At 67.3% G+C, this 14,738-nt stretch carries 13 protein-coding genes; 5 read left to right on the top strand and 8 right to left on the bottom strand.

Annotated elements, in window-relative coordinates; translation table 11 throughout:
* Positions 1 to 27: 27 nt before the first annotated feature.
* From COC42_RS07275 to COC42_RS07250, 6 genes are all read right to left on the bottom strand, one after another.
* Complete coding sequence (locus tag COC42_RS07275) at positions 28 to 1,137, bottom strand: YaiO family outer membrane beta-barrel protein (RefSeq protein ID WP_096342491.1); 1,110 nt, start codon at positions 1,135 to 1,137, stop codon at positions 28 to 30.
* 1 nt (position 1,138) lies between these two features.
* Positions 1,139 to 1,510: a response regulator transcription factor gene (locus COC42_RS07270; RefSeq protein WP_096342490.1), complete on the bottom strand. Its 372-nt coding sequence runs from the start codon at positions 1,508 to 1,510 to the stop codon at positions 1,139 to 1,141.
* A 264-nt stretch (positions 1,511 to 1,774) separates the two neighbouring features.
* Positions 1,775 to 3,313, bottom strand: a complete 1,539-nt coding sequence (locus COC42_RS07265) for a tryptophan halogenase family protein (RefSeq protein ID WP_096342489.1) — start codon at positions 3,311 to 3,313, stop codon at positions 1,775 to 1,777.
* The gene (locus COC42_RS07260; protein ID WP_096342488.1) at positions 3,310 to 4,347 is read right to left on the bottom strand and encodes a cupin-like domain-containing protein; all 1,038 of its coding nucleotides are present in this window, start codon (positions 4,345 to 4,347) and stop codon (positions 3,310 to 3,312) included. The genes COC42_RS07265 and COC42_RS07260 overlap by 4 nt, the downstream gene beginning before the upstream one ends.
* Positions 4,344 to 5,036, bottom strand: a complete 693-nt coding sequence (locus COC42_RS07255; protein WP_096342487.1) for a SapC family protein — start codon at positions 5,034 to 5,036, stop codon at positions 4,344 to 4,346. The genes COC42_RS07260 and COC42_RS07255 overlap by 4 nt, the downstream gene beginning before the upstream one ends.
* A gap of 106 nt (positions 5,037 to 5,142) precedes the next feature.
* A complete protein-coding gene (locus COC42_RS07250; protein WP_096343165.1) occupies positions 5,143 to 8,283 on the bottom strand; it encodes a TonB-dependent receptor in 3,141 nt (1,046 codons plus the stop codon).
* Positions 8,284 to 8,486: 203 nt separating this feature from the next.
* Between COC42_RS07250 and COC42_RS07245 the strand changes: the two genes are divergently transcribed.
* From COC42_RS07245 to COC42_RS18070, 3 genes are all read left to right on the top strand, one after another.
* On the top strand, positions 8,487 to 9,515 hold the full coding sequence (locus COC42_RS07245; RefSeq protein WP_176484584.1) for a LacI family DNA-binding transcriptional regulator: 1,029 nt from the start codon (positions 8,487 to 8,489) through the stop codon (positions 9,513 to 9,515).
* A gap of 723 nt (positions 9,516 to 10,238) precedes the next feature.
* A complete protein-coding gene (locus COC42_RS07240; RefSeq protein WP_096342485.1) occupies positions 10,239 to 10,514 on the top strand; it encodes a DUF2924 domain-containing protein in 276 nt (91 codons plus the stop codon).
* Positions 10,463 to 10,597, top strand: coding sequence for a hypothetical protein (locus COC42_RS18070; RefSeq protein ID WP_281253093.1), 135 nt, complete (start codon positions 10,463 to 10,465; stop codon positions 10,595 to 10,597). The genes COC42_RS07240 and COC42_RS18070 overlap by 52 nt, the downstream gene beginning before the upstream one ends.
* Here the strand turns inward: COC42_RS18070 and COC42_RS17390 are convergent.
* Positions 10,575 to 10,892 (bottom strand): hypothetical protein, encoded by a 318-nt coding sequence (locus COC42_RS17390; RefSeq protein ID WP_141395799.1) that lies wholly within the window; start codon positions 10,890 to 10,892, stop codon positions 10,575 to 10,577. The two genes, COC42_RS18070 and COC42_RS17390, sit on opposite strands and share 23 nt — an antisense overlap.
* 248 nt (positions 10,893 to 11,140) lie before the next feature.
* Here COC42_RS17390 and COC42_RS07235 point away from each other — a divergent pair, with 248 nt between their 5' ends.
* Positions 11,141 to 12,172 (top strand): LacI family DNA-binding transcriptional regulator, encoded by a 1,032-nt coding sequence (locus COC42_RS07235; protein WP_096342484.1) that lies wholly within the window; start codon positions 11,141 to 11,143, stop codon positions 12,170 to 12,172.
* 6 nt (positions 12,173 to 12,178) lie between these two features.
* Here COC42_RS07235 and COC42_RS07230 read toward each other — a convergent pair whose 3' ends face one another.
* Positions 12,179 to 13,330, bottom strand: coding sequence for a glycoside hydrolase family 68 protein (locus COC42_RS07230; protein WP_245843912.1), 1,152 nt, complete (start codon positions 13,328 to 13,330; stop codon positions 12,179 to 12,181).
* Between the two features lie 132 nt (positions 13,331 to 13,462).
* On the opposite strand from COC42_RS07230, the gene COC42_RS07225 reads away from it, so the two are divergent.
* A complete protein-coding gene (locus COC42_RS07225; protein ID WP_096342482.1) occupies positions 13,463 to 14,719 on the top strand; it encodes an MFS transporter in 1,257 nt (418 codons plus the stop codon).
* Positions 14,720 to 14,738 lie beyond the last annotated feature (19 nt).

Raw genomic sequence — 14,738 nt, 5'->3', positions numbered from 1 at the left:
CCGTCGATGTCAGGGCGATCAGCGCGTTCAGAAGCGCACGCTGACCCCGATCACGCCGGTGTCGCGGACATAGCTGTCGCGCCGGTCCTCATGCTCATAGGTCGCCCGGACGACGACGTCGTCGCTGACCGACAGGATGGCGCCGACAAAGCCCGACCGAAGCCGGCGGGTAATCCCGGCTTCGGTATCGGGATAGGTCGCACCGCCCGCGATCAGGCGCAGGCGCTGGCGTGGCTGGACTTCGCCGCGCAGCGCCCAACCGGCGCGGTGATCGCCCCGCTCGTCCCACAGGTTGATCGACCGTAGCGCGACCGACCAGCGGTCCGATGGGCTGTTGAGCCGCACGCCTGGCTCGGCCGAAACCGTCTTGCCGCGGCCGAAATCGGTGTAGCGCAGGTCGCCGGTCAGCATCAGGATGGGCGCGACGGCGAATTCACCGCCGGCACGGACACCCCAGCGCTCGCGGAAATCGGCGTCGGGGGTGGTACTGACCGAAACATAGGCGAAGCCGTTTGCAAACCGTCGGTCGAGCCTCACCGACCCGCGCACGTCGACAATGCCGGCACGATTCTCTCGCTCGAGATCGGTGCTCAGCGTCATACGGGGTGACAGCGGCACCGCCAGCGTGACGATGGTGTCGGCCCATTCGCGCCGCGTGCCGCCCACCCGCACGCGGGCAAGGCTCTGGCTGAGCGCAATCAGCGGACGCGGCGAGAAGCCGGGATCGGCATTGCGCGCCCGGTTGATCGCCTGGGCGAGCACCGGCAGCTCGGCATTGCCGGGATCGTCGCGAGCGATCGTGGCGGCGAGACCGGCTGCGGGCGCGATCCGGCCCGACCAAAGATAGGCGCGGGCCAGCGCCAACGCGATATCCTGGTCGCGCGGCGCCAGCGCGCGGGCGCGGGTCAGCGTCGCGATGGCCGGATCGTAGCGCCGGGCAAAGGCATAGCTGGTCCCGAGCAGCCGCAGGATCTCGGGATCGTCTGGTCGGGCGCGGTCGGCGGCCTCGAGCAGTTCGATGGCGCGATCGAAATCGCCGGCCTCGCGCGCGGCGATGGCGGGCGCGAGATCGATGTCCTGCGCCGACGCGATCGGGACGGGAGTCAGGGCGATGCCCGCCAGCAGCAGCAGGCTCATCTCAGCCCCGCCGCGCGAGCAGCCGCTCGATCCGCAGCACCAGTTCGTCGGGCAGGAAGGGCTTGGTGATATAGTCGTCCGCGCCCGACTGCAGTGCGTTCATGATGTCGTCCTGTCCCTTGCGCGCGGTCAGCATGATGACCGGGATGGCCGACAGGTCCGGATCGCCCTTCAGCGTCTGGAGCAATTGCTGCCCCGACAGGATCGGCATCATCGCGTCGAGGATCAGGATATCGGGCCGATCGGCACGGATGGTCGCCAGCGCCGCCTGACCGTCCTCGACCAGCGTCAGACGATGGCCGACCGCCTCCAGCCGGAAGCGGACCAGGTCGGAGAGGAGCGGATCGTCATCGGCGACGAGGATATGGGCCATGAAATCTCCTCTACGCAGGCCAGCTAATGCTTAATAGCCGGTATCTTTTCCGTTAATGCCTCGAGTCTAAGCGGCTGATGCGGTGGGATACCGCCAGCCTGTATTGCCGTACCGAACCCATGCCCGCACGCGCCGCTATCGTCGCTTCATGACCTATTCCGAGCATGGTTGCGCGAAGCGGGCGACCGGGCAAACGATCACGCGACGCCGGGCCAGCGGACGCCTTCTGCTACAAGGGTCAGAAATCGTGGATGACAGACGGATCTACGGTGCGAATCGACCGCTTTGTTCAGGAGGCATCACAGCGCTGCTCGTCGATGTGCCATGGCGCTGGAGATAGCTTCCGAGAAAGACCTGGTGGGTCGGCAGGCCCGCCACCGTCTGGCCAACGCGCGAGCGGATATCGTTGAGGGCGCCCGCGAGCCGATCTGGCGGCATGATCCGCCCCAGCGGATGATGCCGTTTGGGCTGGAGCCGCTGCCCCAGCATCACCTGCACCCATGACGCGACGCGGAACAGGTCGTGCGTGTCCTGATAGGCATGTGCGCCCTCGGCGAACAGCGCGATCCGTTCGGTCAGGCTGTCGGGCGGGGGCGTCGTGCGACAGCGGACCCAGAAGGGCTCGGGCCGCCCGTTGAGGTAATAATGGAGGGTGATGAAGTCGCGGATCGCCTCAAGCTCGCGGCGCGCCTGCTCGTTGTAGCGCGCGACCGCCGCGGGGCTGATCCCGCCCAACGGCATGACCTGCAACAATCGCGTGAGCGCGATCATGACGAGGTGGATCGAGGTCGATTCGAGCGGCTCGACGAAGCCTGAAGCCAGGCTCAATGCGACGCAATTGCCCGACCATGCCTGTAGCCGGCGGCCGGTCCTGAACCGGATGGGATTGGGCTCGACCAGCCGCTCGCCCTCGACCTGCGCGTAGAGGCGCGCCTGCGCCTCGTCGTCCGACAGATAGTCGCTGCAATAGACGAGGCCATTGCCCACCCGGTGCTGGAGCGGGATGCGCCATTGCCACCCGGCGCTGTGCGCGATCGCTCGGGTATAGGGGCGGGCAGGCTCGACCGAGGAGGTCTGGACGGGAAGGGCGCGGTTCGCGGGCAGCCAGTGGCTCCAGTCCTCGAACCCCACGCCCATCGCCTCGCCGATCAGGAGCGCGCGAAAGCCCGTGCAGTCGAGGAAAAGGTCGCCGGCGACGATGCGCCCGTCGGCCAGGTGCAGCCGCGTGATATGGCCGCTCTCGCCGTCGCGCTCGACGCGCGCGATCCGGCCTTCAACCCGCTCGAGCCCCGCGGTCTCGCACGCTTCGCGCAGATAGCGGGCATAGGATCCGGCGTCGAAATGATAGGCATAGTTGAGCGGCGTCTCGCCGCCGGTCGCGAACCGGCCGAGTTCGGCCGCACGGTGTTCGAGGCAATAGTCGCCGAGCTCGGCGGCGATGCCCTGCGCCCGCGCCTCGAGCCAGAAATGGTGGAAGTCGCCCATCCAGGTCGAGCGGCCGAGATCGCCGAACGAGTGGATATAGCGATCACCGACCCGCGACCAATGCTCGAACGAGATGCCGAGCTTGAAGGTCGCGCCGGTCGCGGCCATGAATTCGGCCTCGTCCAGGCCGATCAGCGCATGGAAGGCTCGTACCGTCGGGATCGTCGATTCGCCGACCCCGACCGTGCCGATTTCCTCCGATTCGACCAGCGTCACATTGACCAGTGCCGAAAGCTGGCGCGTGAGGAGCGCGGCGGCGAGCCAGCCGGCGGTGCCGCCGCCGGCGATGACGACGCGCATCCGGGAAGGGGTGGTCATCGATTGAGCCGGTCCGCGATCTTGGCGCGCAGCCGCCGCGCGGCCCGCTGATCAAGCGGGCCGAGCTCGCCCCGCACCGCCTCGGGCAGATGCGCTCCCGCGGCCGCCGGATCGCCGAAGACATAATGATCGAACATTGCCCGCCATGCCGCCTTTTCGGCGGGCGACCGGTCGCGCAGCGACAGGATCGCGTGGAGGAGCGTCGTCATCGGCGTGTCGGTGTGCGCCGGCGTCTCGTTCCACCAATAGTTGACGAGGATGTTGAAGGGGTCGAGCGCCTCGACATGATGCCACCACAAAGCGGGGTAGAAGAGCACGTCGCCCGGTTCCAGATCGGCGACCCTCGCCGCCGCCAGCGCGTCGGCAAACCGCGGATAGCGGTCGAGATCGGGGGCGGCGAGATCGACCATGCTGACGACCTGACCGCCGGGCGTGGGTTCGAGCGGGCCGGGATAGAGGTTGGCGACCTCGGCCGGCGGAAAAAGGGTGAAACGCCGGCGCCCAGCCACGCAGACCGCCAGGTTGTTCGACATGTCGTAGTGCGTCTGCGCGATCGTGTGATTGCCGATCCAGATGCTGACGAGCGGCGGGTCATGGTCCGGGGGCGGCGGGGGAAGGGCAAGGTCGTTCTCCCCCCGCAGTCCCGGCAGATAGAGGTCGAGGTCGGTCGAGCCCAGGTAGAGCGCTGGCGGCGCCGGATCCTGTGCGGCCGCGGCGACGCGATCGAGATAGTCGCCAAGCGCGACGCGCCCTGCCTCGAAATTGAAGCCCGACCAGTCGTCGCGATAGAAGAAGCGGCCGCCGATCGACGCATCGCCGGTATAGGCGACGACCGGACGGCCTGCATCGAACCGTTTGAGATAGGCAATCGCGGCGTCGATGCCCCGACGTCCCGCGGCGACCAGCGGCCAGTCCGCCGCCACCCCGCGAAGGATCACCGGTTCCTGCGCCTCAAGCAGGGAATCGAGCGACAGGTCCGTCGCCGCGGCGTCCGGGATGACACGCACCGGCCGGGGGCAGGTCGTCGCGATCATCCGACGCGAGCGTTCTTCAATTCGATGAGGCGCGCGACATTGGCGAGCGAAGCCGCAGCCATCGTCGCCGCGCGCAGCAGGCCGCTGCGGTGCAGCCGTACCAGCGCCGCATCCGGCAAGTCGGCCAGCCTTTCCTCATCCAGCGTGAAGACTTCCGGGACGGTATAGCTGGTGCCATCGCCCAGCTGGATGTCGAGGGTACGGGCGCGCAGCAGGCCAAGCTCGTCGAGCGCGGCGAAGAACGGCGCGATGCTGGCGCTGCCGTGCCTGATCGCCTCGGTCACCGCGGTCACGTGCTGGAGATAAGGCGCGCTGCCCCCGTGCGGGAGGAACAGCGGCTCGCCATCTTCGACCCCGACACGCGGATCGTCGAAGTCGATGAGCGGCGCGCCGCCGGCGGGATCGGCCGAAAAGGGGCCGCGCTGTTGGACGGCGGGGACGTATCGGCTGGTCCACCCGCTTTCGGCGAGAAACAGGTTTTCGTCGAGATCGAGGCCGAGCAGCGCCACGGCATAGAAGCGCGCCTGATCGTCACGCCGAAACAGGATGGGATATTCGCGCTGGATCTGCTCGAACTCGGTCGGGAAGACGAGCACCTGGTTGACCGCGTCGCCGAACGCCGCGCCGTGACGCCGCGCAACGGTGAGTTCCGCGTGATCGACATTGTCCAGCTTGACCCAGTTCGCCATCGGCGACGTGCCTCTCCCTTGGTACGGCGATGATAGGAACCGTCCGCCGCTGCACAAAGCAAAAAAGGGGCGGCCGAACATACGGCCGCCCGCAGGGAGGACGGGGTCAGAAGCGGTAGCGTGCGCCCAGCAGCAAGCGTGGCTTGAGCTCCTGTGCGAAGACCAGCGCGGTGCGGTCGCGACCATATTGGACGACGGGCTCGCTGGTCAGGTTCACGCCCTCGAACGACAGCGCGATGCGCTCGTTGAGTTCGTAGCTGATGTTGAAGTCGAGCGTCCCGAATGCGTCGGTGAAGATCGGATTGCGATCGTCGCCCTGGTTGGTCGCAGACAGGAATTTGTCACGCCAATTGTACGAGACGCGCGCCGACAGGCCATTCTTGTCGTAGATGAGCGACGCGTTCGCGCTGTCGCCCAGGCCGGTGAGCGCGAAGACGTTGACGTCGGGGCTTGCCGTCACATCGACGTTCACGTCGCCGTTGACCTTGGTGTACGACGCCGCGACCCCGAAGCCGGTGTCGCCGAAGAAGTGCTGGCCGGCGATTTCGAAGCCGTAGATGCGGCCGTCCTGGTTGTTGATCGGCTGCGAGATCGCGAAGTTGAACAGCGGATCCGCCGAGTTGGCGACCACATCGACGGCGCCGAGCAGCGCATTGGCATAGACCGCGTTGAACTCGCCATTCGACGAGTTCGCGCGATATTCGGCATCGGCGGCAGCCACGTCGCCGCCATTCTGCTGAAGCAGCGCGGTATAGCTGAACAGGTTGAGGTCGTTGATCGTGGCGCCGAGTGCGGTCAGGCGATCGCGCGCGGTGCCCGAACGCGATCCCGCTGCGCCCGAGGAAGGATCGCGCAGACCGAAGGCGTCCCGATTGAACACGCCCGACCCGAGGAAGTTGCGGACCCGCTTTTCAAAGAAGCCGACCGAGACGAAGCTCGACGGCTTGTAATACCATTCGACCGAAACGTCGAAATTGTCGGAGACCAGCGGCCGCAGATTGGCATTGCCGCTGCTGCCCGTGCCGACGCCGTCGAGCGCGGTCGGACGGCTCGGCCCGCCCACGGTGGTGGAGGCAAAGAGGTTGCCATAGTCGGGCCGGGCCAGCGTCCGGCTGGCCGACGCGCGCACGATCAGGTCACGCGCGACTTCGATGTTGAAGTCGATCGCGGGCAGCAGGTTGGAATAGCGTCCGGTCTGGGTGACCGTTACCGGCGTCGCGGTCGCCGCATTCGGCAGCACGACCGAGAAATCATTGTCGGATTGCCAGATGATCCCCGAGGGGGCGACCTGGCGGGCCAGCGAGCGGGTTCGGGTCTCTTCGTAGCGGGTGCCGAATACCAGGTTCGCTGGGCGCCCGGCGATCTCGCCCTTCCACGTGATCTGTCCGTAGACCGACCACACCTTTTCGCCGACCTGGTCGAAGTCGATGGCATTGGTGTTGACCGGGTTGTTTGCGTAGTTCGACGACAGCACGTCGAGCAGGCTGATCGCGTTGCCGCGGAACGCCACCTGGGCCGGACCCTGCGCGCGCGGGTTGAACCGGTCGAACTTGCAGGTCAGGCAGAAGGTGTCGACCAGCTCGGGCGCCAGGCGCTGGATGATGCCGGGATCGCCGATGCCCCAGTCGCCCAGCTGCTGCTGCGTCTGGGTGCGGGCGCTGGTCATCACCGTGTCGGTATAGCTGCCGCCGAAGTCGAACCGGCTGCCGCCGCCCAGATCCCAGCCCAGATCGGCGCGGCCGCCATTGATCCGCTGACGCTGGCTGGACGTGACGGTGCGCGCAACCTGCGAACCGAGGTCGCCAAGATCGAGAACGCCGTTGCCATTGCCGCGGACCGCGTCGTTGATGATCTGCGTCTGGACGGGGAAACCGCTCGAGAAATCGACCGACTGGGACTGGCCCACCGGCGCACCTAGGCTGACGAGGGTCGCCGAGGTGCCGTTGGGATTATCCGGGGTCGAGTTCGACACGGCGTGATAGCCGTCGAGGTTCAGCGTGACCGCGTCGGTGATCTCCCACTTGCCGTTCAGGCCGTAGGACTGGAGCTGCGTCTGGGTGGCGCGCAGCTGCTGTTCGTAGCCATAGTCCTTGGTGCCGTCATCGTCGCGGCGCAGGAACACCGCGGTCGGGATCGCCGAGTTGCCGCCGAAGCGGACCTCGTTGAACGGGCGGTTGAACCAGTTGGTCTGCTCCGAACGGATCTCACGCAGGTTGTTCTGCGCGAACAGCGCGTCGGCGGTGAAGGTGAGCGTGTCGACAGGCCGCCATTGGGCGACTGCCTGGGCGTTGATGCGCTCGCGCCGGTTGTCGGAGAACTGATAGCGGCTGTCGTTCGGAATCAGCACATATTCCGACGTCGGTGCATTGGTGATCTGCGTGGTCGCGCTGATGTAATCGCCGGGATTGAGGAAGTCGCTGGTCCGGACGACGTTGAAATAGTTGGGCGCGCTCTGTGCCGAGGTGCTGTCGCGGCGCTGGTAGCTGCCGAAGACCGAGATGCCGAACTGCTGCGCCGGATCGCTCCAGCTGACGAGGCCCGACAGCTCGGGCAGGATGCGGTTCTTGCCCTGGCTTTCCGCCTGCTCCACCGAGGTATCGTAGAGCGCCTTGGCGCCGATCGAGCCCGACAGGCCCGACTCGCGCGCGTCGAGCGGCCGCCGCGTGACGATGTTGATCGAGGCGCCGATGCCCCCCGACGGGATCGCGGCGCGGCCTGTCTTGTAGACCTCCAGCGCGCTTACGCCTTCGGAGGCAAGATTCTGGAAGTCGAACGATCGGCTGGTGCCGCGGGCGAAATCGCCGGCACCGCTGGTATCGACGTTCGATGCCGGCAGCTGGCGCCCGTTCAGCGTGACGAGATTGAAGCCGCCGGAGAAACCGCGAACCGACACCTGCGAGCCTTCGCCGTTGACGCGGTTGATCGACACGCCGGTGATCCGCTGCAGCGATTCGGCGAGGTTGGTGTCGGGGAACTTGCCGATGTCCTCGGCCGAGATCGCATCGACGACACCCGCCGAATTGCGCTTGATTTCGATCGCACGATCGAGGCTGGCACGGATGCCGGTGACGACGATGTCGGTGCCCTCGTCCTCCGCCTGCGGATCCTGACCGGTCGGCTGCACGCTTGACCCCTCGCTTGCCGGCGCGGTCTGCGCGGCCGCTGCGTACGGGAGAGCCAGACACGTCGTCAGCGCCACGACCGAGGTCGAACGTACAAGTGCCGTCAATGCTGCTGAGCCCTTCATCAACCCCTCCCCTTTGCCGCGGATGCGCCGCATGTCGCCCGACTCGTTGGCCCGGCACCAAGGGGCTACCACATTGTCCGACGTTGTCAACGCGACATGAGGCTCACGGTCCCGCAATCGCCGGGAACGGGTGGTGAGTGGTCGCGGCTTCGCGAATGGACCTGACAACGCAAACATGGCAACTCTCCGACGAAGGAGCGCGCATGCACGACCAACGGCGAATGACGATCATCGACGTGGCTCGACACGCCGGCGTTTCAGCCAAGACGGTATCGCGGGTGTTCAACGACGAGCCGCACGTGAGCGCCGGGGTGAAGCAGCGCGTGCGCGAGGCGGCGGCGGCGCTCGACTATCATCCGAACGTCATGGCTCAGGCGCTGGTCCGACGCCGGTCGCACCTGATCGGTCTCGTATATGAGAATCCATCCTCGAGCTATGGGACCGAGCTGCAGATGGGGGTGCTCGATCGGCTGCGCGACGAACCCTATCGGCTGGTAGTGATCCCGATCGCGTCCGTCGCGGAACACGCGGCCGAGGTCGTTGGCCTGCTGCGCTCGGCCGCGCTAGATGGCGTGGTGCTGGCGCCGCCGGCGTCGGACAACCCGCGCATCCTGTCCGATCTGCAGCGCGCCGGTATCCGGTGCGCGCGCATCGCCTCTACCCGGCTGCTGGACGCGGCGCCGAGCACGACGATCGACGATCTGGCTGCCGCGCGCGAGATCGCCGCGCATGTCATCGAGCTCGGTCACCGCGACATCGCGATCATTAAGGGCGACCCGACCCACGCCTCAACCGAAGCGCGGCTGCTCGGATACGGTCAGGCCTTTCATGCCGCGGGGCTGACGATGCGCCTCGACCGGATCGAGCAGGGGCTGTTCACGCGCGAAAGCGGGCGGGTGGCGGCGGCGCGGCTGCTCGAGTCCGCCGACCGGCCGAGCGCGATCATCGCGCAGAACGACGAGATGGCGCTCGGCGCGCTGATCGCCGCGCGTGAGCTGGGGCTGTCGGTGCCGGAAGACCTGTCGATCGTGGGGTTCGACGATACCGAGCTTGCCCAGCTCGCGTGGCCGCCGCTGACCACAGTGCGCCAGCCCGTGTTCGACATGGCCGTGGCGGCGACCGACATGGTCATAGCGCAGCTGCACCGCGAGCAAGTCACGATGCAGCGCGCCTACAAGCACGTGCTCATCATCCGGGGCTCCACCGCCGCGCCGCCGCGTCTTGATTGTTGACAACCTTGACAGCGTGCGTCCGATGATAGGGTCCGTCGCGACGGAGCCGCAAAGATCCAGTTGTGGAAGCTCACAGCCGTTTGCCCGATTCTCGAAATCGGACGTTCGTTTTGGATAGGCGCCAGCGCAGGGCTGGACGCGAGCAGTGCAGCGGCCGGAAGCGGGACTTTTTTCATCGGGTCGTATCGCAAACAAGGGAGCGGCTGCGCGAGGGGCAGGGCGCGGCCGCGGGAGATCTTAAGGGCGCCGGGGCTGGATGGTGCCGCTGAGAATGCGCGACGCTCCCTGCGGTCCGGTGAAGGTAGTCGAATAGTTCGCAGTGCCGTCGCTATTGCCGGTCGCGATTGTCGTGGAGTCGAAGCTGTTGTCGTTGGTGAACGTAGTGGTGCGGCCGCCGCTGAAATTGCCGTCGCCTCAGCTCGCGTCGCGCGAGCTGATGGCACCGCGCCCGTTGTTGAACTGGGTGCTGCGGTTGGCCGGTAGTGGCCGGGGCCATATTCGCGACCGCAACTGTGGCGATCGCCGCGGCCAGACCGAGAGTTTTGGGTGGGAGAAGTCACCCGCTACCGCATCGCCGCGGTGACCGCATGAGCGACATTAGGATGAGATCGCTGCGCTGGAGGTCCTCTCGTCCAACGACCTGCGCGTTCGCTGGCGCGAGCTTACGCAAGGCCCGGTGCTGCGGGTCAGCCCAGGCTGCTGCGGCAGGCGCCTGCCTGGGAGATGCCTGCGCAGCGGCTTGGCGGCCATAGCCGCGAGATCACCCGCCGTCTCGATCAGCTCGCCCGCGGTGAAACCCGCACCGATGCGGCTCGACCCGGCATGCGGCTGGTTCGTGAGTCGCAGGGAAGGATGCACGTCGTCATGATCGATGAGGATCGGTCCATCCACTATGAGGGTCGCAGCTACCACTCGCTGAGCGGGGTGGCGCGCACGATCACCGGCATGTGCTGGTCAGGGCCCGCCTTCTTTGGCCTCACGAGGAAGGTCGCGGCATGAAGCCGGTTCGCTGCGCCATCTACACGCGCAAGTCGAACGAGGAGGGGCTGGAGCAGAGCTTCAACTCGCTCGACCAGTGGTGATCGCGCGCAGAAACCCGGCCGCCGCTTCGCCTCGCGGACGGCTCGAGGCCTCGACGGTGCGTCTAAGGATGCCGCCCATGTCCGAACTGATGGCGGCATAGTCCCGGTAGTCGAGCTCTGCGGCGATGGGCGTGCAGGAACTGCCGCTGCCGGCGACAGACGGGTCGGTGGCCGCCGAGCCGGCGAACGAATAGGTCCACGCGACGAAATGTACGTATCGGACCGCAATGGAATGCCACGGGGCAGCATTGGAATGACGCGCGGCGCAGTCATAATGCGCGCTTTCACGGCTCATGCCGCAAACGATAATGGGATCGCGGCGCGCCCGAAGAAATGCGCTCCAATTTGATCGGTTGCGAGACCTCAGTCGCCGTGGGCGATTGAAGGGCATGCCAGTCATGCCTTCGCCAGTTCTCCGTCGCGGCGAAGACTATCTTCGCCAGTTGCAAGCTGCAGCTCCGAAATGGCACGCGATGTGTTAGAACGCACCGTTTCAGCGGGTGATTGTTGCGTTCACCGTCGCGCCTGCGGCAGGACAGGCGCATGAGCAAATCCCACGAGCCCACCGGGGTCACGCCACGCGTCCGCACCATCGCCGATCTCGCGCGGCTGGCGGGCGTCACGGCGGGCACCGTCTCGCGCGCGCTGGCGGGAAAGGAGCTGATCAGCCTCGAGACGCGCGAGCGGATTCAGAAGCTTGCCGACGAGCATGGCTTTCGTCCCAACCAGATGGCGCGGCGGCTGCGGACGCAGCGGACGGGGGTGATCGGCGTCGTCGTGCCGCTGGGGCATGAGCGGCGCCAGCATCTGTCTGACCCCTTCTTTATGACGCTGCTCGGTCACCTCGCTGATGCGCTGACCGAGAACGGCTATGACCTGATGCTGTCACGCATCATTCCCGATGCCGATGACTGGCTTGAGCGGATCGTCACCTCGGGCATGCTCGACGGGGTGCTGCTGATCGGCCAGTCGGACCAGTTCGAGGCGATCGAGCGTGTCGCCGCCGGCTATCGCCCGCTGGTCGTCTGGGGCAGCACGCTGCCGGGGCAGGTCCATTGCGCCGTGGGCGTCGACAACCGGCTCGGCGGGCGGCTGGCGGCCGAGCGGCTGGTCGCGCGGGGGCGTCGCCGATTGGCCTTTCTGGGCGAGATCCGGACGCTGGAGCTGATCGAGCGGCATCGCGGGGTGTGCGACGCGCTTGCCGATGCCGGGCTCGAACCGCCGCTCCAGCTCGACACGCATCTCGCCTCCGACATCATGGCCGACGAGATCGCCGCGCATGTCGGGCGGTTGCTGCCGGGCTATGACGGCATCGTCGCCGCGTCAGACGTGATCGCGATGCGCACGATCCGCGCGCTGGTCGATCAAGGGGTGGCGGTGCCCGAGCGGATCGCCGTTACCGGCTTCGACGATCTGCCGCTGGCCGAAAGTATGGTGCCGCGGCTGACGACGGTGCGCCAGGACCTGGTGCGGGGCGGCCGGGCGATGGTCGATGCGTTGTTCGCGCGCATCGCCGGCAGGGACGCGCCGTCGCTCGAAATGGCGCCCGAGCTGATCGTTCGCGACAGCGCATGATCGCCATCAGGCGATGGCGATGCGGTCGCCCTCGATCCGAAGCTCGAAGAAGGGCGCGGGCACGCCGCCGAACGCCGCGCGCCGTGCCGCCGGATTGTCGGGCTCTGCCGTGGGACCGCCGCGCCAGTAATTGACGAAGCTCGCCACGCGCAGCTCCTGCGTCACCCACCAGCAATAGGCCTGAAGCGGCGCCGCGGGCGGGTTGGCGGCGACGAGGCCAGAGCCGTTGACCGGCAGCCACGCGCCGTCGAACCGATCGGCCACCATCGCGTAGAGGCCCGAGGGCGCATCGATACCGGGCGCGAAGCGATGCCGGTGCGTCGACCAGAATAGATAATAGCGGCCGTCATGAACGACGACATGCGGCCGCTCGAGCTCGCTGTTGACGCCGATCGCCGACAGAATCGGCGGTCTCAGGTGCCAGCCTTCGCCCTGAAAGGTGGCGAGCCCGATCACGCCATCGGGCCACTGGCTCGCGCCGGCGGCGTTGGCGGTGAACAGCAGGTGCTCGCGACCGTCGGCGGGATCGCGGAAATAGCCGGGATCGCGAAAGCCCTTGATCCCACGCGCCGACGCCACCCGGTCGCGCGCGAAGGCATAGTGGCGGCCGTCGGCGGCGACCAGCTCGGTCGGCGCTTCCCACGCGTCGAAGCGCGGCGCGTCGCCCGACGTATCGATGGCCGCGCGGCTTTCGAATAGCCGCTGTTCGAAGCTCGGCGGTTCGCCGCGGCGGCCGGCGGCGGTGAAGAAGTGGCGCACCGTGCCGTCGGCCATCCGCACCGCCGAGCCCGACCATTCGCGGGAGCCGGGGGTGAACCCCTCGGCAAAGGTCCAGCCGTGATCGCGCCAGCCCTCCTCGCCATGGCTCAACAGCCGGATGCGGGCATGGTCGTGCCGCGCCTCGGGATCGGCGAAGCGCTCCGACGCGAGGAAGAACCACCAGCTGCGGCCGCCGATGCGGATTGTGCCGCCCCCCGCTTCTGCAAGCGGCCACATGTCCCAGAGGTCGAGCGCCGGCAGCCCCGGTATCGGCTCGACCGCGCGGATCGGCGGGATCGTCGCGGCCGGTTGATGCGCGGCAGCGCGCGCGGCGTCGGTGGTCCAGGCGCTGACACACGGGCGATCGGGGGCAGCGGGCGGCAAAGTCAAACGGTTCAACTCCGACACGCCCCTCGATCCCACTCAACCGTCACCCACGGCACCCTGCAACAACCCGGACGAGCGATCAACAATCGATTGCACCGATTGGCCCGAGAGCCTATCAGCCGAGCACCACCACGTGGAGAGGACATGGGCGGGGATCGGATCGACGCAGCGGGTCGCCAGGCGGAGCGGGGCGCGCCCGTGCTGCTCAAGGCGCTCGTGTTCCTGATGTTCGCGATGTTCGCGATGACGACCGACTCGGTCGGCACCGTCATCCCGCAGGTGATCCGCGAGTTCGGGCTTGGGCTGACCGCGGGCGGCGCGTTCCATTATGCGACCATGTCGGGCATCGGCATCTCGGCGATCGCGCTCGGCTTTCTGGCCGACCGGATCGGCCGCAAGTCGACGATCCTGATCGGCTTGACGATGTTCGGTGCGGGATCGGCGCTGTTCGCGGTTGGCGACCAGTTCCTGTTCTTCACCTTCCTCCTGTTCGTGTCGGGCCTCGGCATCGGCATCTTCAAGGCGGGGGCGCTGGCGCTGATCGGCGACCTCACCCGATCGACGCGCGAACATGCCGCGACGATGAACCTGGTCGAGGGGTTCTTCGGGGTCGGCGCGATCGTAGGGCCGGCGCTGGTGGCATGGCTGCTGCAGGCAGGGGCGAGCTGGAAATGGGTCTATCTGATCGCCGCGGCGCTCTGTGCGCTGCTGGTGCTCGGCACCTTTGCTGCGCGCTTCCCCCGGCCGATCGCCGCCCCGGCCGAACGCGCCGATGCGGGCGAGGCGCTGCGGCTGATTGGCGATCCGGCGGCGATGTTCTTCGCCTTGACGCTGATGCTCTATGTCGCGGCGGAGGCGGCGATCTATGTCTGGGCGCCCACTTATCTTGCCGGTTACCGCGGTGAGTGGGCGTGGCTGGCGCTCTATGCCGTGTCAATTTTCTTCGTCCTGCGCGCCGCGGGTCGCTTTGTCGGGGTGTGGCTGCTCGCGCGCTTCGACTGGAGCACCGTGCTGGCGATCTGCAGCGGCGCAATGGCGCTCCTCTTCTGGGTGGCGGTGGCGGGGGGGCGCGGTGCCGCGATCTTCGCGCTGCCGGCGACGGGACTGTTCATGTCGGTGCTCTATCCGACGATCAATTCGACCGGGATCAGCTGCTTCGACAAGCGCCGGCACGGGGCAGTGGCGGGGCTGCTCCTGTTCTTCACCTGCCTGTCGGCCGTGCTCGCGCCGCTCGCCATGGCGGCGCTGGCGGAGGCGCTTGGGGACACAAGGTGGAGTATCGTCGTCGGGGCGCTGTTCGCGACGGGGCTGGCGGGTCTTACGGTCTGGAACCTGATCGCCGCGCCATTTACCGCGCGGCTCGCGGCGCGCAACGCCGCCGATTATGCGCCCGGCAGCTGATCGGCCGGTGCGCTTCTCT

Origin of the sequence: Sphingomonas spermidinifaciens, from assembly GCF_002351485.1 — a bacterium.
Lineage (GTDB): Bacteria > Pseudomonadota > Alphaproteobacteria > Sphingomonadales > Sphingomonadaceae > Sphingomonas > Sphingomonas spermidinifaciens.
This window is presented reverse-complemented; position numbering and strand designations above follow the sequence as displayed.